Source organism: Sphingomonas sp. SP6, assembly GCF_058313435.1.
The window spans coordinates 453,527-470,920 of the sequence record NZ_JBZFLG010000001.1 but is presented as its reverse complement, the minus strand read 5'-3'; the positions used below and the strand labels follow the sequence as shown (position 1 = coordinate 470,920).

The 17,394-nt window shown below is 69.4% G+C and carries 15 protein-coding genes; 8 read left to right on the top strand and 7 right to left on the bottom strand.

The window, feature by feature from the left end:
* Positions 1-25 precede the first annotated feature (25 nt).
* Complete coding sequence (locus AC4GYY_RS02235) at positions 26-1,552, bottom strand: acyl-CoA carboxylase subunit beta (RefSeq protein ID WP_491118414.1); 1,527 nt, start codon at positions 1,550-1,552, stop codon at positions 26-28.
* A 216-nt stretch (positions 1,553-1,768) separates the two neighbouring features.
* Between AC4GYY_RS02235 and AC4GYY_RS02230 the strand changes: the two genes are divergently transcribed.
* The gene (locus AC4GYY_RS02230) at positions 1,769-3,121 is read left to right on the top strand and encodes a helix-turn-helix domain-containing protein (RefSeq protein ID WP_491118412.1); all 1,353 of its coding nucleotides are present in this window, start codon (positions 1,769-1,771) and stop codon (positions 3,119-3,121) included.
* A 293-nt stretch (positions 3,122-3,414) separates the two neighbouring features.
* Positions 3,415-4,170, top strand: a complete 756-nt coding sequence (locus AC4GYY_RS02225; RefSeq protein WP_491118410.1) for a hypothetical protein — start codon at positions 3,415-3,417, stop codon at positions 4,168-4,170.
* Positions 4,171-4,296: 126 nt separating this feature from the next.
* Here the strand turns inward: AC4GYY_RS02225 and AC4GYY_RS02220 are convergent, their stop codons facing one another.
* On the bottom strand, positions 4,297-5,310 hold the full coding sequence (locus AC4GYY_RS02220; protein WP_491118408.1) for an SDR family oxidoreductase: 1,014 nt from the start codon (positions 5,308-5,310) through the stop codon (positions 4,297-4,299).
* Between the two features lie 160 nt (positions 5,311-5,470).
* Here AC4GYY_RS02220 and acs point away from each other — a divergent pair, with 160 nt between their 5' ends.
* Positions 5,471-7,444: an acetate--CoA ligase gene (gene acs, locus AC4GYY_RS02215; protein WP_491118406.1), complete on the top strand. Its 1,974-nt coding sequence runs from the start codon at positions 5,471-5,473 to the stop codon at positions 7,442-7,444.
* Here the strand turns inward: acs and AC4GYY_RS02210 are convergent.
* From AC4GYY_RS02210 to AC4GYY_RS02200, 3 genes are all read right to left on the bottom strand, one after another.
* Positions 7,441-8,667 (bottom strand): threonine synthase, encoded by a 1,227-nt coding sequence (locus AC4GYY_RS02210; RefSeq protein ID WP_491118404.1) that lies wholly within the window; start codon positions 8,665-8,667, stop codon positions 7,441-7,443. The two genes, acs and AC4GYY_RS02210, sit on opposite strands and share 4 nt — an antisense overlap.
* A 150-nt stretch (positions 8,668-8,817) precedes the next feature.
* Positions 8,818-9,900 (bottom strand): MBL fold metallo-hydrolase, encoded by a 1,083-nt coding sequence (locus tag AC4GYY_RS02205; protein WP_491118402.1) that lies wholly within the window; start codon positions 9,898-9,900, stop codon positions 8,818-8,820.
* 57 nt (positions 9,901-9,957) lie between these two features.
* Positions 9,958-10,635: a cell cycle transcriptional regulator TrcR gene (locus tag AC4GYY_RS02200; protein WP_491118400.1), complete on the bottom strand. Its 678-nt coding sequence runs from the start codon at positions 10,633-10,635 to the stop codon at positions 9,958-9,960.
* Between the two features lie 144 nt (positions 10,636-10,779).
* Here AC4GYY_RS02200 and AC4GYY_RS02195 point away from each other — a divergent pair, with 144 nt between their 5' ends.
* A complete protein-coding gene (locus AC4GYY_RS02195; protein WP_491118398.1) occupies positions 10,780-11,250 on the top strand; it encodes a DUF2721 domain-containing protein in 471 nt (156 codons plus the stop codon).
* On the top strand, positions 11,247-12,419 hold the full coding sequence (locus AC4GYY_RS02190) for an MBL fold metallo-hydrolase (protein ID WP_491118396.1): 1,173 nt from the start codon (positions 11,247-11,249) through the stop codon (positions 12,417-12,419). The genes AC4GYY_RS02195 and AC4GYY_RS02190 overlap by 4 nt, the downstream gene beginning before the upstream one ends.
* Positions 12,420-12,506: 87 nt before the next feature.
* Here AC4GYY_RS02190 and AC4GYY_RS02185 read toward each other — a convergent pair whose 3' ends face one another.
* Together AC4GYY_RS02185 and rpsU are read right to left on the bottom strand one after the other, a co-directional pair.
* On the bottom strand, positions 12,507-13,097 hold the full coding sequence (locus tag AC4GYY_RS02185) for an FKBP-type peptidyl-prolyl cis-trans isomerase (RefSeq protein WP_491118394.1): 591 nt from the start codon (positions 13,095-13,097) through the stop codon (positions 12,507-12,509).
* Between the two features lie 69 nt (positions 13,098-13,166).
* Positions 13,167-13,373, bottom strand: a complete 207-nt coding sequence (gene rpsU, locus AC4GYY_RS02180; protein WP_055878578.1) for a 30S ribosomal protein S21 — start codon at positions 13,371-13,373, stop codon at positions 13,167-13,169.
* Positions 13,374-13,592: 219 nt separating this feature from the next.
* On the opposite strand from rpsU, the gene AC4GYY_RS02175 reads away from it, so the two are divergent.
* The 3 genes from AC4GYY_RS02175 to cysS all read left to right on the top strand — a co-directional run bounded on the left by AC4GYY_RS02175 (position 13,593) and on the right by cysS (position 17,294).
* Positions 13,593-14,339, top strand: a complete 747-nt coding sequence (locus AC4GYY_RS02175) for a response regulator (protein WP_491118391.1) — start codon at positions 13,593-13,595, stop codon at positions 14,337-14,339.
* 7 nt (positions 14,340-14,346) lie between these two features.
* Positions 14,347-15,657, top strand: a complete 1,311-nt coding sequence (locus AC4GYY_RS02170) for a sensor histidine kinase (RefSeq protein WP_491118389.1) — start codon at positions 14,347-14,349, stop codon at positions 15,655-15,657.
* Positions 15,658-15,863: 206 nt separating this feature from the next.
* On the top strand, positions 15,864-17,294 hold the full coding sequence (gene cysS, locus AC4GYY_RS02165) for a cysteine--tRNA ligase (protein WP_491118387.1): 1,431 nt from the start codon (positions 15,864-15,866) through the stop codon (positions 17,292-17,294).
* Positions 17,295-17,394: the final 100 nt, after the last annotated feature.

The window sequence follows — 17,394 nt, the reverse complement described above, 5'->3', positions numbered from 1 at the left end:
ACCTTATAATGTGCAGGTTGACCGGTCACAACGGGATGTTGTCATGCTTCTTCCACGGGTTCTCAAGCGCCTTGCCGCGGAGCTTTCGCAGTCCCAGCGCAATGCGGCGGCGGGTCGAGTGCGGCTGGATCACCTCGTCGATGAAGCCCTTCGACGCCGCGACGAAGGGGTTGGCGAAGCGCGCCTCGTATTCCGCCGTGCGCGCCGCGATCTCCTCCGGGGTCCGGCCGCGGAAGATGATCTCGACCGCGCCCTTCGCGCCCATCACCGCGATCTCCGCCGTCGGCCAGGCGTAGTTGAGGTCGCCGCGCAGGTGCTTCGACGCCATCACGTCATAGGCGCCGCCATAGGCCTTCCTCGTGATGACGGTGATCTTGGGGACGGTCGCCTCGGCATAGGCGAAGAGCAATTTCGCGCCGTGCTTGATGATGCCGTTATGCTCCTGCGCGGTGCCGGGGAGGAAGCCGGGGACGTCCACGAAGGTCACGATCGGGATGTCGAAGGCGTCGCAGAAGCGGACGAAGCGCGCCGCCTTCTTCGACGAGTTGATGTCGAGCACGCCCGCCAGCACCATCGGCTGGTTGGCGACGAACCCGACCGTGCGGCCCTCGACGCGGCCGAAGCCGGTGATGATGTTGCCGGCGTGCGCGGGCTGGGTCTCGAAGAAGTCGCCCTCGTCGACGACCTTCCGGATCAGCTCGTGCATGTCGTAGGGTTGGTTCGCGCTCGGCGGGATCAGCGTGTCGAGGCTCTCCTCCGCGCGGTCCCAGGGGTCGGCGGTCGGGCGCTCGGGGACGGCGGCGCGGTTCGATTCGGGGAGGAAGTCGACGAAGTCGCGGGTCGCGAGCAGCGCCTCGATATCGTCCTCGAAGGCGTTGTCGGCGACGCTGGTCTTGGTGGTGTGGGTGACCGCGCCGCCCAGCGCCTCCTGCGTCACGACCTCGTTGGTCACCGTCTTGACCACGTCGGGGCCGGTGACGAACATGTAGCTCGAATCCTTCACCATGAAGATGAAGTCGGTCATCGCCGGCGAATAGACCGCCCCGCCCGCGCACGGCCCCATGATGAGGCTGATCTGCGGCACCACGCCGCTCGCGAGGACGTTGCGCTGGAACACCTCGGCATAGCCGCCCAGCGAGGCGACCCCCTCCTGGATGCGCGCGCCGCCGCTGTCGTTGAGGCCAATCACCGGCGCGCCGACCTTCATCGCCATGTCCATGATCTTGCAGATCTTCTGCGCATGGCGCTCGGACAGCGAGCCGCCGAAGACGGTGAAGTCCTGGCTGAAGACGAACACCAGCCGGCCGTTGATCGTCCCCGATCCGGTGACGACGCCGTCGCCGGGAAAGACCTGATCGGCCATGCCGAAATCGATGCAATTGTGCTCGACGAACATGTCGAGCTCCTCGAACGAATGCTCGTCGAGGAGGACGTCGAGCCGCTCGCGCGCGGTGAGCTTGCCCTTGGCGTGCTGGGCGTCGATGCGCTTCTGTCCGCCGCCGACACGGGCGGCCTCGCGGCGGCGTTCCAGTTCGGCGATGGTCGACGACATCCGGCTCTCCTGAAGGTCGCGCCTTGTGCGCCGGGCTCACGCGCCACGCAAATGTGAACTTGCGAAGTTGCGAATGGGCGGGATGCGAAGTAATCCTCCCCGTTCACGGGGAGGTGGCAGCCGAAGGCTGACGGAGGGGGCTCTCCACGAGCGATACAGAGGAGGAGAGCCCCCTCCGGCGCTCCGCGCCACCTCCCCGCACGCGGGGAGGATTGAATGCGGCAACGCCTGTACGCCGGTGGCCGACTCCGCGAGCTGCGTCGTGCCGCGGGGCTCGATCAGCGGGCGATGGCGGCGCGGCTGGGCGTGTCTGTCAGCTATCTGTCGCAGCTGGAGACCGGGGCGCGGCCGCTGACGCCGGTGGTGACCGCGGCACTCGCCCGCCACTATCCGGCCGCGCTCGCCGCGATCGAGGGGGCGGGGCCGGCGCAGCGGGCGGCGGCGCTGGCGGAGGCGCTGGCCGATCCCGCCCTCCCCCCGCTCGATCCGCAGGAGGCGGCGCGGCTGGCGGAGGAGCGGCCCGATCTGGCCGACCGCATCGTCGCGATCCAGGTGGCGCGGCGGGCGGCGGAGGAGCGGCTGGCGCTCGCCGAGGAGTCGCTGGCGGCGGGCGCGGGGGCGCAGCTGCCGTGGGAGGCGGTGCGCGACTGGTTCCACGAGGCGGGGAATTACGTCCACGAGCTGGACGAGGCGGCGGAGGCGTTGCCCGACGTGCCGGTCGAGGCGCTGGCGGCGGAGTTCGGCATCCGCGTCGCGACCGATCCCGACGAGAGCGCCCCCCTCGCCCGGTTCGACGGGCGGACGCTGACGCTCAACGCCGCGCTCCCCGTCGAGAGCCGGCGCTTCCTCGCCGCGCACCGGATCGCCGCGACCGCCTTCGCGGAGACGATCGAGGGCGTCGTCGCGGCGGCAGAGCTACCCGGCGGCGAGGCGCGGCGGCTGCTCGCGGTCGGGCTCGCCAATTACGCGGCGGGGGCGCTGCTGATGCCCTATGGCGCGTTCAGGGCGGCGGCGCGCGAGGTGCGGCACGACATCGACCGGCTGGCGCGGCGGTTCGGGGTGAGCTTCGAGCAGGCATGCCACCGGCTGTCGACGCTCCAGCGGCCGGGGGCGGAAGGGGTGCCCTTCTATTTCTGCCGGGTCGACATGGCGGGGAACATCACCAAGCGCCACTCGGCGACGCGGCTGCGGTTCGCGCGGTTCGGAGGCGCGTGCCCGCTGTGGCACGTCCACGAGGCGGTCGCGATCCCCGACCGCATCTTGGTCCAGCACGCCGAGACGCCCGACGGGGTGCGCTACGTCTCGATGGCGAAGGGGCTGGTCAAACCCTCGGGGCGGTTCGACCGGCTCGCGCGGCGCTACGCGGTGGTGCTGGGGTGCGAGGCGACCCACGCGGCGGACTTCGTCTACGCCGACGCGGTCGACCGCGCGGCTCCACCGACGCCGATCGGGATTTCGTGCCGATTGTGCCCGCGGGCCGACTGCGACCAGCGCGCCTTCCCGCCGAGCGACCGCGCGATCCGGGTGGAGCCGGACGTGCGCCGGGTGGTGCCGTATCGGGTGTTGTGAAGGGGGGGGTGGCGATGGGCTAAAGGTCATACCAAGGTTACACTAGGCGCTATACGCGGCGAAGCTCGGAAGGTGCGCGATGTGCGACGCATTTGTCATCTTCCGCACCGATCGGCGAACGGGGGCGCGAGCACGGATCGACGGTGGGAAAGAGCGGGTCCGGGTACAGCGGGATGGTGAGCTGTAGGACAGAGGGTCGGCGGGATCGCGGGCGCGAGCGTGGACAGGAATGCTTGCGGGCGGCGATGGCTCTGGGGGGCGACGCAGGGCCACAGCTGTGATAGCCCTCTGCTATGAATTACTCGCTCTTGGACATTGAGGACTACGACAACGCGCCAGCCGAGCCGCACCGAAAGTTCGCGGCGTTGGAGCAGGCGGCAAGACGCAGAATGAATGAGCTAATGGACAACACCCAGTCGGGCGATTTGTCGACCGAACTGCGCAATCAATACACGACTCTCATGATCGCGGCCGCCAACGCCCTTGACATCCCAGGCGTCAGGTATCCGGATGGCGAATACCGGAACGAATGGGAGGAGTACCAGGCTTTCTCGAAATCGGTGCAGGGTGTCGTCGCACGGATCATGCTCAACCATGAACTGATCGGCGGTGCGCACTCGGTTCAGCTGGCGACGGCAACGAAGGCGAAGATCAAAGGCCAGCTATCCGTGCTTCGTGGCCTCATCGAGAACTCCGATATGCCGGCGAGGCGGCGCAAGAAGCTCATAGGTCAGCTCGACGATTTTGCCGTGGAGCTAAATCGTCCTCGTCTGAGCTATGCGGCTGTAACTGTTGTGGCCACTGTCTTCCTCGCCGGCATGCAAGGCATTACCTCGACGCTGGCGGATGCGCCGAACGCTTATCAAACAGTCGGAACAATTTTAAAGTGGATTGGGCAGGATAAGGAGGCGGAAGAACGTGAGCGCGAACGACTCGGCGCACCCGTGAAGATGTTACCGCCTCCCGCACCAAAGCCTACGCCTCCCGCTCCGCAGCCGTCTTCAGTAGGCGGCTTCGCCGACGATTGGGATGACGACGTGCCGTTCTGAAAGCCGCTCTGATAAATCCTACCTTCGTCACCCCGGCCTTGAGCCGGGGTCCCGCCAACTTCCCACAGAAAAGAAGCGGTGCCCCGGCTCAAGGCCGGAGTGACGGTCGGAGGTAACACTCTCCCCTCACACCTTGACCACCCCCTGGTTGATCAGGCTGCGCGCCGTGTCGACGATCGTCTCCTCCGCCGGGCGCGGAAACCAACCCAACACCTCGCGCGCGTGGGTAGCGGGGGTGGCGCGGGTCTTGCCGAGTTCGCCGACGATCTGTCGGACCACGGGGTCGAACACCGCCACCAGCCGCAGCAGCAGCGCGGGGAGGCGCCGGGTCGGGACCTTGCGCGCCTCCGGGCCGAGCCGGGCGCGCAGCACCTGCGCGACGTCGTACATCGACATGAACGGCCCCGAGGCGATGAAGCGCTCGCCCGCGATCCCCGGCGCGGTCAGCGCGCGGACGTGGAGGTCGGCGACGTCGCGGACATCGACCACGCCGAAGCCGATCGGCGGGATGCCGGGCAGGCTGCCCGAGATCAGCCGCTTGACCACCTCGACCGACGCGGAGAAGTCCGCGCTCAGAATCGGCCCGAGCACCAGCGCCGGGTTGACCGTGACGAACTCCAGCGCGCCGCCCTCGCGCGCCAGCCATTCGCGCGCGGCGCGCTCGGCGACGGTCTTGGAGCGCGGGTAAGGCATGACGCCGGGGTCGTCGAGGTTGGACCAGTCCGCCTCGCCGAACGTGTCGCGACCCTTGTGGCCGTAGGCGATCGCCGCGACCGAGGAGGTCATCACCAGCCGCTCGACCCCGGCGTCGCGCGCGAAGCGGAGCGCCCGCAGCGCGCCGTCGCGCGCGGGGACGATCAGCTCGTCGGCGGTCTTGGCGGCGTTGGCTGGGATCGGCGAGGCGACGTGGACGACGTGGCTGCACCCCGCGGTCGCCTCCGCCCAGCCGGCGTCGTTGGTCAGGTCGGCGGCGAAGAACGTGAGGCTGTCCTGCGGGACGCCGAGGGCCGTGCGCACCTCCGCCTCGCGCGACAGGCTGCGGATGGTGGTGTTGACCTGCCAGCCGTCCCCGACCAGCTGCCGGATGATGAAGCCCGCGATATAGCCGCTGCCCCCGGTCACGAGCACTTGCTTCGTCATTCTTGCCTCTCCGCTGCCGTTAGATCGGTTGTAACGTGAAACTGATCGCTCGCCAAGCTTGCCAATCCTTCGATACGCGCCTTCGACTTCGCTGCGCTCCGCTCAGTCTCTACTCAGGACGAACGGGTGGGGTTACGAGCCGGAGTAGGAGGAGAGTTGCATGGCCGAGCAGCAGGTGTACCCCGTGCCAACCGAATGGGCCGAGCGCGCCCGCATCGACCGGATGGGGTACGAGGCGCTCTATGCCGCCGCCGACCGCGATCCGGACGCCTTCTGGCTGGAGCAGGCGAAGCGGCTCGACTGGGTGACGGCGCCGACCCGCGCGGGAAACTGGTCGTTCGACGAGGCCGACTTCGGCATCCACTGGTTCGAGGACGGCGTGCTCAACGCCAGCGCCAACTGCCTCGACCGGCATCTCGCCGAGCGGGGCGATCAGGTCGCGATCCTCTGGGAGCCGGACGATCCCGCCGGGGAGCCGCGACGCTTCACCTACCGCCAACTCCATGCCGAGGTCTGCCGCTTCGCCAACGTCCTCAAGGCCGAGGGCGTCCGCAAGGGCGACCGGGTGACGATCTATCTGCCGATGATCCCCGAGGCGGCGTTTGCGGTGCTCGCCTGCGCTCGGATCGGGGCGATCCATTCGGTGGTGTTCGGCGGCTTCTCGCCCGAGGCGCTGGCGGGGCGAATCGAGGATTGTGATTCGAAGCTGGTGGTCACGGCGGATTTCGGACGGCGCGGCGGCAAGGCGATCCCGCTCAAGGCCAATGTCGATGCCGCCGCCGAGCGCGCGCCTTCGCTCAAGCGCGTGTTGGTGATCCGCGCGACCGGCGGCGCCCCTTCGACAAGCTCAGGGCAGGCTGTGACGATGGGCGCGCGCGACCTGTGGTATCACGAGGCGGCCGAGAGTGCCTCGACCGACTGCCCGCCCGAGCCGATGGGGGCGGAGGACCCTTTGTTCATCCTCTACACCAGCGGCTCGACGGGGAAGCCCAAGGGGGTGCTCCATTCGACCGGCGGCTATCTGCTATGGGCGAGCCTGACCCACGACTGGTGCTTCGATCCGCGGCCTGGCCCAAACTCGGGCGAGGTCTGGTGGTGCGCCGCCGACATCGGCTGGGTGACCGGGCACACCTACATCCTCTACGGCCCGCTCGCGAACGGCGCGACGACGCTGATGTACGAGGGGCTGCCCAACTGGCCCGACGCCTCGCGGATCTGGCAGGTGGTGGATCGCCACCAGGTCTCGACCGTCTTCACCGCCCCGACCGCCTTGCGCGCGCTGATGAAGGACGGCGACGCCTTCGTCCGCGCGACCGATCGCTCCTCGCTCAAGCTGCTCGGCACGGTCGGCGAGCCGATCAACCCCGAGGCATGGCGCTGGTATCACGAGGTGGTCGGCGAGGGGCGTTGCCCGATCGTCGACACGTGGTGGCAGACCGAGACCGGGGCCGCGCTGATCGCCCCGCTGCCGGGCGCGACCGACCTGAAGCCCGGATCGGCGACCAGGCCGCTGCCGGGCGTCTTCCCGCAGCTGGTGGACGAGACCGGCCAAGTGCTGGAGGGCGCGGCGAGCGGGAACCTGTGCCTGACGCGGAGCTGGCCGGGGCAGATGCGCACCGTCTGGGGCGATCATGCGCGCTTCTTCCAGACGTATTTCACCACCTATCCGGGGAAGTATTTCACCGGCGATGGCTGCCGGCGCGACGAGGACGGCTATTACTGGATCACCGGCCGGGTCGACGACGTCATCAACGTTTCCGGCCACCGGATGGGGACGGCCGAGGTCGAGAGCGCGCTGGTGCTCCACCCTCTCGTCGCCGAGGCGGCGGTGGTCGGATTCCCGCACGACGTGAAGGGACAGGGCATCTACGCCTATGTGACCCTCAACGCGGGCGAGGTGCCCTCCACCGAGCTGGCGACCGAGCTGCGCAACTGGGTGAGGAAGGAGATCGGCCCGATCGCGACGCCGGACGCGATCCAGTTCGCGCCCGGACTGCCCAAGACCCGTTCGGGCAAGATCATGCGTCGCATCCTGCGCAAGATCGCGGAGGGTGACGTGACGTCGCTGGGCGACACGAGCACGCTGGCGGACCCGAGCGTGGTCGAGGATCTGGTCGCGAACCGGGTGGGCTAGAGCGCGTCGAAATCGATCGGGGCGTGGCGGTCGAGGGTGCGGTCGGCCGCGGGCAGCGGGTATTTCAGCCCGGTCGCGCAGTTGAACAGGACCACGCGCTCGTCCTCGTCGACCTCGCCGTCGCGCAAGGCCTGCCGGTAGGCGGCCAGCGTCGCGCCGCCTTCGGGGCAGAGGAGGAGCCCGTCCTTGCGCGCGCAGTCGTCGACCGCCTTGAGGATCGCGGGGTCGCCGACGCCGAGCGCCTTGCCGCCGCTCTCGCGGACCGCGCGCAGGATCAGGAAGTCGCCGACCGCCTTGGGCACGCGGATGCCGGCGGCGACGGTGGCGGCGTCCTCCCAGCGCTCGGCGAACTCGACGCCCTCCTCGAAGGCGCGGACGATCGGCGCACAGCCGCTCGCCTGGACGGCGTACATCCGCGGCCGCTCGGAGCCGATCCAGCCGAGCGCCTCCAGTTCGGCGAACGCCTTCCACATGCCGATCAGCCCGGTGCCGCCGCCGGTGGGGTAGAAGATCGCGTGGGGCAGCCGCCAGCCGAGCTGGGCGGCGAGTTCGAGGCCCATCGTCTTCTTGCCCTCGATCCGGTACGGTTCCTTGAGCGTCGAGAAATCGAACCAGCGGCCCTCCGCCGCACCCTTGCCGACGATCGCGCCGCAATCGTCGATCAGTCCGTTGACCCGGTACACGCGCGCCCCCTGCATGGCGATCTCGCGGACGTTCACCTCGGGGGTGTCGTCGGGGCAGAAGACGATCGTCTCGATGCCGACGCGGCTGGCATAGGCGGCGAGCGCGGCGCCGGCGTTGCCGTTGGTGGGCATGGCGATGCGGGTGACGCCGAGCTCCTTCGCCATCGCCACCGCCATGACCAGCCCGCGCGCCTTGAAGCTGCCGGTCGGCAAGCGCCCCTCGTCCTTGACCAGAACATCGGCGCTGCCGGCCGAACGGGGCACCGGAATCAGCGGCGTCTCGATCTCGCCGAGACTGACGATGTTCTCGGTATGGCGGACCGGGAGGAGTTCGCGCCAGCGCCAGAGATCTGTCCCGCGCGCTTCGAGCGCGTCGCGGGACAGCGCCGCCTTCACCGCGTCGAGGTCGTAGCGAACCAACAGCGGCTTGCCCGCGCGCGACAGGTTGTGGAGCGTGTCGGCCTCGTAGCGCTCGCCGGTCAGCGAGCATTCGAGGCGGGTGACGAAGGTGGGGCGGTCGGCGGTGAGATTGGGAGACATGCGCAGACCTCTACCCGATCCGTTCGTCCTGAGTAGAGACTGAGCGAAGCGAAGGCTCGTATCGAAGGACAGTCCGCCTCCAGTCCTTCGATATGCCACTTCGCTGCGCTCAGCGGCTACTCAGGACGAACGGTAGGTATGGGCTGATGGTCAGGCGCGTCCCCACCACCACACGCCGTCGCGCTCCTCGCGAACCGCCCGGCCCTCGACCACCAGGTGGCGGAGGTGCGCCATGGCCTCGCCGGTGGCCATGCCGATCACCTCCGGGCCGATCGGGCGGCGGAACAGCAGCTTGAAGGCGTCGACCGCGCGGATCGGCGCGATCGCGATCGCCGCCTCCAGCGCGTCCAGACGGTCGCGGTGTTCGTGGTCCAGCGCGTCGAGCCGGGCGTGGAGTCCGTAGAACGGATCGCCGTGGCCGGGGAGGACGAGCAGGTCGTCGGGCAGCGTCTTGAACTTGGCGATCGAGGCGAGCCAGTCGCCGAGGGGATCCTCGTCTGGCTGCGACATGTGGAGCGAGACGTTCGAGCTGATCTTGGGCAGCACCTGATCGCCGGCGATCAGTATGCGGCGGCCCGGATCAAGCAGGCAGGCGTGCTCCGGGCTATGGCCCGCGCCGGTGATCACGCGCCAATCGTGCCCGCCGATCGACAGCGTGTCGCCGTCGCGCAGCCGAGTGTAGGTGATCGGGAAACGCGCGATCATCTTGCCGAAATTGCCCCAGCCCGCGCCCGCGCCGCGGGCGAGTTGCGCCTCGTCCCAGCCGGCGCCGCGCCAGAAGGCGATCTGTTCCTCCGGCACCTCGTCGCGTGCGTCGGAGGACAGCATCCGGACCATCAGCCATTCGGTGCGGGTCATCAGCAGCGGCGCGTCGAACTTGCGACACAGCCAGCCGGCAAGGCCGATGTGATCGGGATGCATGTGCGTTCCGAGCACACGCGACACCGGCCGTCCTGCCAGCGCGCCGTCGAGGATCGTGCGCCACGCCTCCGTCGAACGGGGAGACGCGGTGCCGGTATCGATCGCCAGGACGCCGTGCCCGTCGTCGAGCAGCAGGCCGTTGACGTGCTTGAGCGGCCCCGACATCGGCACGCGCCACCAGCGGATGCCTTCGGCAACCTCGATCAGCTCGCCCGGCTCGGGCGCGCGCGCGCCGAACGGGAAGGTCAGCCCGGCATGGCTGGTCGGCGTCAGACCCTCATCGCCGATGAGGGAGCGGGTGAGCGCGGTCATGCCGCCGCCATGCATCGGCCGGCGGCGGGCGTCACGCAAATTATTGAAGCGATCGGCTTAGCTGGGATGCCGGCCGAACAAGGCCTCTTCGTCGGTCATCACGCCATGCTCGGCGATCTCCGCGTCGCGGGCGGCCTGCTCGCGCTCGGCGCGGAGCTGCTCCAGCAGCGCCTCGCGGTCGCCGTCGAGCCGGGTGTCCGTGACGTTGGGCTCGATCCCCGCCGCCTTCGCCGCCTTGGCGACCGCAGCGTCGAGTTCGCGCTGCGTGGTGAGGCCGAGGGTCACCGGGTCCTTCGGCGTGATGTTGGCGATGTTCCAGTGGCTGCGATCACGGATCGCGGCGATGGTGGTGCGGGTGGTGCCGATCAGATTGCCGATCGCGCCGTCGGTGATCTCGGGATGGTTGCGGATGATCCAGGCGATGCCGTCGGGCTTGTCCTGGCGCTTCGACACCGGGGTGTAGCGCGGGCCCTTGGTGCGACGCACCTGATCGGGACCCTTGATCATCTTCAGCCGATAGGCGGGATCCGCCTGACCCTTGTCGATCTCGTCCTGGGTCAGCTCGTGCGCGCGGACCGGATCGCGACCCGTCAGCTTCGTCGTCGCGGTGTCGTCGGCGATCGCCTGCACTTCGAGGATATGGAGCCCGCAAAAGTCGGCGATCTGGTCGAACGAGAGCGACGTGTTGTCGACCAGCCAGGAAGCGGTCGCATGAGGCATCAACGGCTGGGACACGGGAAGAACTCCGGAGACAAAAAGGGCCGCCCCTCTTCGGAGCGGCCTCGCCATGACGAACGATCTAGTGCGCAGCGCGCGGAAGGGCAAGAACAAGCGCGAACGGACGTTGCGACCACGCCCGCGCGCGCCGATATGACGAGGGTGAACTTCCAGCCCGTGCTTTCGACCGTCGCCGAGACGATCTCGACCGCGATCGCCCCGGTGTTCCTTCTCGCCGGGATCGGATCGTTCCTGAACGTGCTGACCGGCCGGCTGTCCCGCGTCATCGACCGCGCCCGCGCGCTGGAGGATCTGCACCCGACGGCAAGCGGCGGCGCGCGCGACCGTTACGTGCGCGAGCTCCAGTTGCTCGATCGGCGGATGACCGTCATCAACTGGGCGCTGCTGCTCGCGGTGGCGAGCGCGGTCGCGATCTGCGTCGTCGTCGCGCTGCTGTTCGTCGCCGAGCTGCTCCACTTCAGGTTCGGCCGCTACGTCGCCGGGCTGTTCATCTTCGCGATGGCGATGCTGACCCTCGCCTTCGTCGGCTTCATGGTGGAGGTGCGGCTATCGCTTCGCGCCACGCGGATCCGACGCGAACTCATCCAGACGTTCAAGGACCCGGACATTTGACCCTCGCCCTCAAGATCGTCGGCGGCCTGCTGCTGTTCGCCGTCGTCGCCCTCGGCCTGCTGATCACGGTCGTCCCACGCTTCCTCGATCGGATCTATTACGAAGGACCCTCGTCTGATCACTATGACGGCGCCCGCTTCTTCAATCCCGACGGTGACGCCGACACGTTCCGGATGCCGACCGGAGGGGGCGGGCGCGCGAGCTTCTTCTGGCGTTACCTGACCGGGAACGACGGCCGTCCGAAATGGCCCGAGCGCGTGCCGGTGACGCCGGGCAGGCCCGAGCCGCGGGTCGAGGGCGACCGGCTGGTCGCGACCTGGATCGGCCATGCGACCGTCCTAATCCAGACGCAGGGTCTCAACATCCTGACCGACCCGATCTGGAACGACCGCGCGGGGCCGCTCGGCTTCGGGCCGAAGCGCGTGGCCGAGCCGGGGGTCCGCTTCGACGACCTGCCCAAGATCGACCTCGTGCTGGTCAGCCACAACCATTACGACCACCTCGACCAGGCGACGCTCAAGCGGCTGTGGGACCGCGATCGACCCCGCATCCTGACCAGCCTCGGCAACGATGCGGTGATCCGGGGCGCGGGCGCCGACGCGACCGCGCTCGACTGGGGGCAGCGCGCGACGATCAAGCCTGGGGTCGAGGTCGTCGTGACCCGCAATCACCATTGGGGCAGCCGCTGGTTCACCGATCGCAACCGAGCCTTGTGGTCGAGCTTCGTCATCACGCTGCCATCGGGCGGCAACGTCTTCTTCGCGGGCGACACCGGCCTGGGCGACGGCGAGTGGCCGCGCGAGGCCGCGGCGCTTGGCCCGGTGCGCCTGGCGCTCATCCCGATCGGGGCGTTCCGCTTCGCCCATGGCCAGATGGGGGCAGGAAGCCACATCGGGCCGCTGGACGCCGTGAAGGTCTTTGCCCGGCTCGGCGCGGCGCGCGCGGTGCCGATCCACTGGGGGACGTTCCGGCTGAGCTACGAAGGGTACGACACCCCGCCGAAGATGCTCGCGGCGATGCTGCGCTGCTCGGGGGGCGACCCGGCCGCGTTCACCGCAGCGACGTTCGGGCGCGCGATCGAAGTGCCGTCCTATGCACCGCCCGCCGAGGTGGACGAGGCGAAGCTGGCAAAATGTGCGGCGAGTGCCGAGGTGCAGGCGCTGCCGTAGCGGGGACGCCCCCGTGCAGGCGGGAGCCTGGAACGGCGGGCGCATGGCGGGCGGCGCCGGGTCCCCGCCCGCGCGGGGATACCCGCGTTACCGCTGCGGCTGCGGACCCTCGCCCGGAGCGGCCTCGGGCGTCGCCCCGGGCGGCGTCGCGCCGGGCGCCCCGCCGGCACCCGCGCCGCCGCGCATCTGCTGCTGCATCATCTGCTGCATCTGCATCTGGCGGATCGTCGCTTCGGGCAGGAAGTCGATCAGCTCGACGTCGAACTGAAGCGTGGAGTTGGCCGGGATCGGACCCATCGCCTTGTCCTTGTAGCCGAGCTCGGGCTTGATCCAGAACCGGTACTTCGCGCCCTTGCTCATCAGCTTCAGCCCCTCGCCGAAGCCGGGGACGACGCCCGCGACCGGCAGCGGCGTGGGCTGGGTCGACTTGTCGAACACGGTGCCGTCGGTCAGCTTGCCCTCATACTGGACCAGCGCGACGTCGGTGTCGGTCGGGTGCGGCCCCGTTCCCGCCTTCAGCTCCTTGTAGAGCAGCCCGGACGGGGTCGCCTTCATCCCGCTGTTGCCCGCGGCAGCGAGCGCCGCGGCGGCGACCAGCGCGGCGACCAGCCCCGCGATCAGCCATAGCCAATAGGCGCGGCGCACGGGAGCGATCGGAACGGCGGTGACGGTCGACATAAGCGGCCCTTCAGGTGGCCGCCTGCGTCACGGCCGCGAGGAGATCAGGTGGGCGGGAACGGGCGGCGCTTAGCGCGCGCCGTCCCGCTCGGCGCGCTTGCGATCAAGCTTGCGCGAACGACGGATCGCGGCCGCGCGCTCGCGGGCCCGCTTCTCCGACGGCTTCTCGTAATGACGGCGCAGCTTCATCTCGCGATATACACCCTCGCGCTGCAGCTTCTTCTTGAGCGCGCGGAGGGCCTGATCGACGTTGTTGTCGCGAACGATGATTTGCATGTTGTAGAGTGGCTCCGGAGCGAATGGCAAACGCGGCGCGAGCGTAGGCCCGTACCGCGAACGGAGCGCCGGTAGCAGAGGGCCGCTTCCCGCACAAGCCGGTCCTTGACCCCTGTCCTCCCCCGCGTGCCGTGGCGCGCTCGCCACAGCTGTGACGTGCCTCGCGATTGTTGCAGCCGCGCAATCCGCGCGATACGCCACGGGCGCAGCGTCTTGCGCATGTTAGCCGCATCCGAGAGCGATTTGGACCTCGCCACCCGTCTCCTCGTCGTCGACGACGACCCCGGCATCCGCGAACTCACCGCCGAGTTCCTGGCAGGGCACGGCTATGTCGTCGACACCGCCGAGGACGGCGCGGCGATGCGGCGGGCGCTGGCCAAGGAGAGCTATGCGCTGATCGTGCTGGACGTCATGATGCCCGGCGAGGACGGCCTCACCATCCTGCGCTCGCTGGACCGTGCAACCAGCCCCGCGGTCATCATCTTGTCGGTGATCGGTGAGGAGGTCGACCGCATCGTCGGGTTGGAGATGGGCGCGGACGATTACGTCGCCAAGCCCGCCAATCCGCGCGAGCTGCTGGCGCGCATCAGGTCGGTCCTGCGCCGCAAGGACGCCGCGCCCGCCGCCCCGGCCGCGCCCGGCGACCGGACCTATCTGCGCTTCGCCGGCTGGCGGCTCGATCCGATGGCGCGCCAGCTGAACGATCCCGACGATGTCGTGATCAACCTCTCCGACGGCGAGTTCCGGCTGCTCGTCGCGTTCGTCGAACACCCCCGGCGCGTGCTGACCCGCGACCAGTTGCTCGATTGGTCGCGCGGGGCGAACGTCGACTTCTTCGACCGCGCGATCGACGTCCAAGTCAGCCGGCTGCGGCGCAAGCTCCAGCGGCCCGGCAGCAGCGAAGAGCTGATCCGGACGATCCGCAACGAAGGCTATATGTTCACGGCCGACGTCGAGCGGCGCTGACCAGACGGTGGACGCGGCGACCCGAAGCGACGTCAAGCCCTCGAGCATCGTCTGGCCGATCCTGGCGCTGGTGCTGGCGTCGGTGATGGCGGCGACGACCGTCATCTTCGTCGTCACCTTCTCCGGTCCACCGCCGCGCGACCCGCCACGCGGGCTCCAGAGCATCGCGCGCGCGATGCGGGCGGGTGTGCCGCCGGCCGAATCCTGGCCGCCGCTGACGGTGCGCAGCGCCGCGCTGGCGCCGCTGCCGGTGCAGGACCGCGGCTTCCCGATGCGCGACAATCCGGTGATCCGCGGCCAGCTCGCGCGCCTGCTCGGCGCGAAGCTGGAGGACGTGCGCGCGTTCACCAGCCTCCAGCCTCCCGGCATCCCCGATGCGTTCGTCGGTCGGTTCCTGTTCGCGTGGCGGACCGGCGCCGGCTGGCGCGTGGTCGAGAACGCCCGGGCGCCGTGGTTCCTGCGCTGGCACTGGACGACGCTGGCGGCGACGCTCGCGACGCTGCTTGCCCTGGCGCTGCCGACATGGGCGCTCGCCCGTACGATCTCACGCCCGCTGCGCCAGCTCGCCGGCGCCGCCGAACAGGCCCGCGCCGGCGCGGCGCGGCCCGCCTTTCCGACCGGCGGGCCGGCGGAGGTGCGGGCGCTGACCGCCGCGGTCTCCGACATGCACGATCGGCTGATCGAACACGCCGAGTCGCGAACCCGGATGCTGGCGGCGATCGCGCACGATCTCGGCACTCCCCTCGCCCGGCTCGCCTTCTGGGTCGAGCATCTGCCGGAGCGCGCGCGCGACCGCGCCGTCGCGGACATCGACGAGATGCGCGCGATGATCGGCGACGTCCTGGGGTTTGCCCGCGACGAGGCGGGCGCACGCGATGCGACGCTGGTCGAACTCGGCAGCCTGCTCGACAGTCTCGCCGAGGACATGGGCGTCGACGGCGCGGCGGTGACATCGACGCCGGGGCCGCGCGCGGTGGTCCGCGGCGATCCCCGTCAGCTCCGCCGCGCCTTCGCGAACCTGATCGGGAATGCGGTGCGGTACGGCGGCGCGGCGGCGGTCACGTGGCGGGTGGCGGGCGGCGAGGTGCTGGTGCTGATCGAGGACGAAGGCCCCGGCATCGACCCGGCGCTCGCCGACCGACTGTTCGAGCCGTTCGTCCGCGGCGAGGAGTCGCGCAGCCGCGCGACCGGGGGAACGGGCCTCGGGCTCACCATCGTCCGCGCGATCCTGACCCGGCATGCGGGACGGGTGCGGTTGGCGAATCGTGCGGAGCGCGGCGCGGTCGCGACCGTCACATTGCCGCTCGCCCGGGCCTAGCGGCCGACACAAACCGACACATGATCGCCGAACGCCGACATCCGGCGGCGACGTTCCGCCGCCAGAAGGCCGGCAGGGATCGCGGCGTATCGGCGATCCCGCAAGTTGGCGCGGCGTCTCCCTGTCGTCGCGCCGCCCCGGGCGGACTCCCGGCCGCCCGGGGCCCCCTTGTTTGCAAGCGGGCCGCACCCCGCTAACCGCGGCCTATGACCGATCTCGTCCTGTTCGACAGCCTGACCCGCTCGCTTCGCACGTTCGTGCCGATCGACCCTGCGAACGTGCGCGTCTACACCTGCGGGCCGACGGTCTATAACTACCAGCATATCGGCAACATGCGCGCGTTCCTGTTCGCGGACACGCTGACGCGGGTGCTTCGCTGGAAGGGGTTCCCGACGACCCACGTCATCAACATCACCGACGTCGGTCACCTGACCAGCGACGCCGATGCGGGCGACGACAAGATGGAGACCGCCGCCGCGCGCGAGGGCCGTTCGATCTGGGAGATCGCACAGCATTATACCGACGCCTTCAAGCGCGACGTGGCGCGGCTCAACATCGTCGAGCCGACCCGCTGGTCGGTCGCGACCGAGCATATCGCCGAGATGATCGCCTTCGCCGAGCGGATCGCGCCGGCGCACTGCTACGAACTGGCGGACGGACTCTATTTCGACGTCTCGACCGTGTCGGACTACGGCCGGCTCGCCGGGTCGACGGGCGACGAGCGTGAGGCGCGGATCGCGGCGGTCGCGGGCAAGCGCCACCCGCAGGATTTCGCGATTTGGCGCAAGAGCGCGCCGGGCGAGCGGCGGCAGATGGAGTGGGACTCGCCCTGGGGAAGAGGCGCGCCGGGTTGGCACCTCGAATGTTCGGTGATGAGCAAGAAGTATCTCGGCGATCAGTTCGACATCCACACCGGCGGCATCGACCACCGCGAGATCCACCATCCCAACGAGATCGCGCAGAACCAGGCGCATTGCGACTGTGCGGACACCGGCGCGAACTGGTGGATGCACAACAACTTCCTGGTCGAACGCGGCGGGAAGATGAGCAAATCGGCCGGCGAGTTCCTGACGTTGCAGGCGTTGGTCGACCGCGGGTTCCATCCGCTGGCGTACCGGATGATGTGCCTCCAGGCGCATTACCGGAGCGAGCTGGAGTTCTCGTGGGAGAGCTTGCAGGCGGCGAGCGTGCGGTTGAAGCGGACCGTTCAGGCGATCGAGGGGCTTCGCGCGCGAGCCGGTGCGACAGGTGATCCAGGCGGCAGTGCGGCCGCGTTCCCCGAGCGGCTTGGCTGGGCGGTCTGCGATGACCTTAACACAGCGAAGGCCCTCCCTCTGCTCGATGAATTGCTGGCAAACAAGCGCCTTGCACCCGCGGGCCGGCTCGCGGCTTTGTCCGACTTTGACGACGTGCTCGGTCTCGAACTGGCGACGCTGACCCGCGCCGACCTCCGCGTTCGCCCAGCTGCGGCGGTGGTGGACGAGGCCGACGTCGATACCCGGCTCACTGAACGGCTCGAGGCGCGCAAGGCAAAGGACTTCGCCCGCTCGGACGCGATCCGGGACGAGCTGGCGGCCGTCGGGGTCGAGGTGATGGACGGCGATCCGCTCGGATGGGATTGGAAGCCGACGGTTTAGTCCCACCCTCCGTCACCCCGGCCTTGTGCCGGGGTCCACGGGTGTGCCGGGCGGATCGCTTCGGCGCTGAGCCTACTACCCGAACCACGGTGGACCCCGG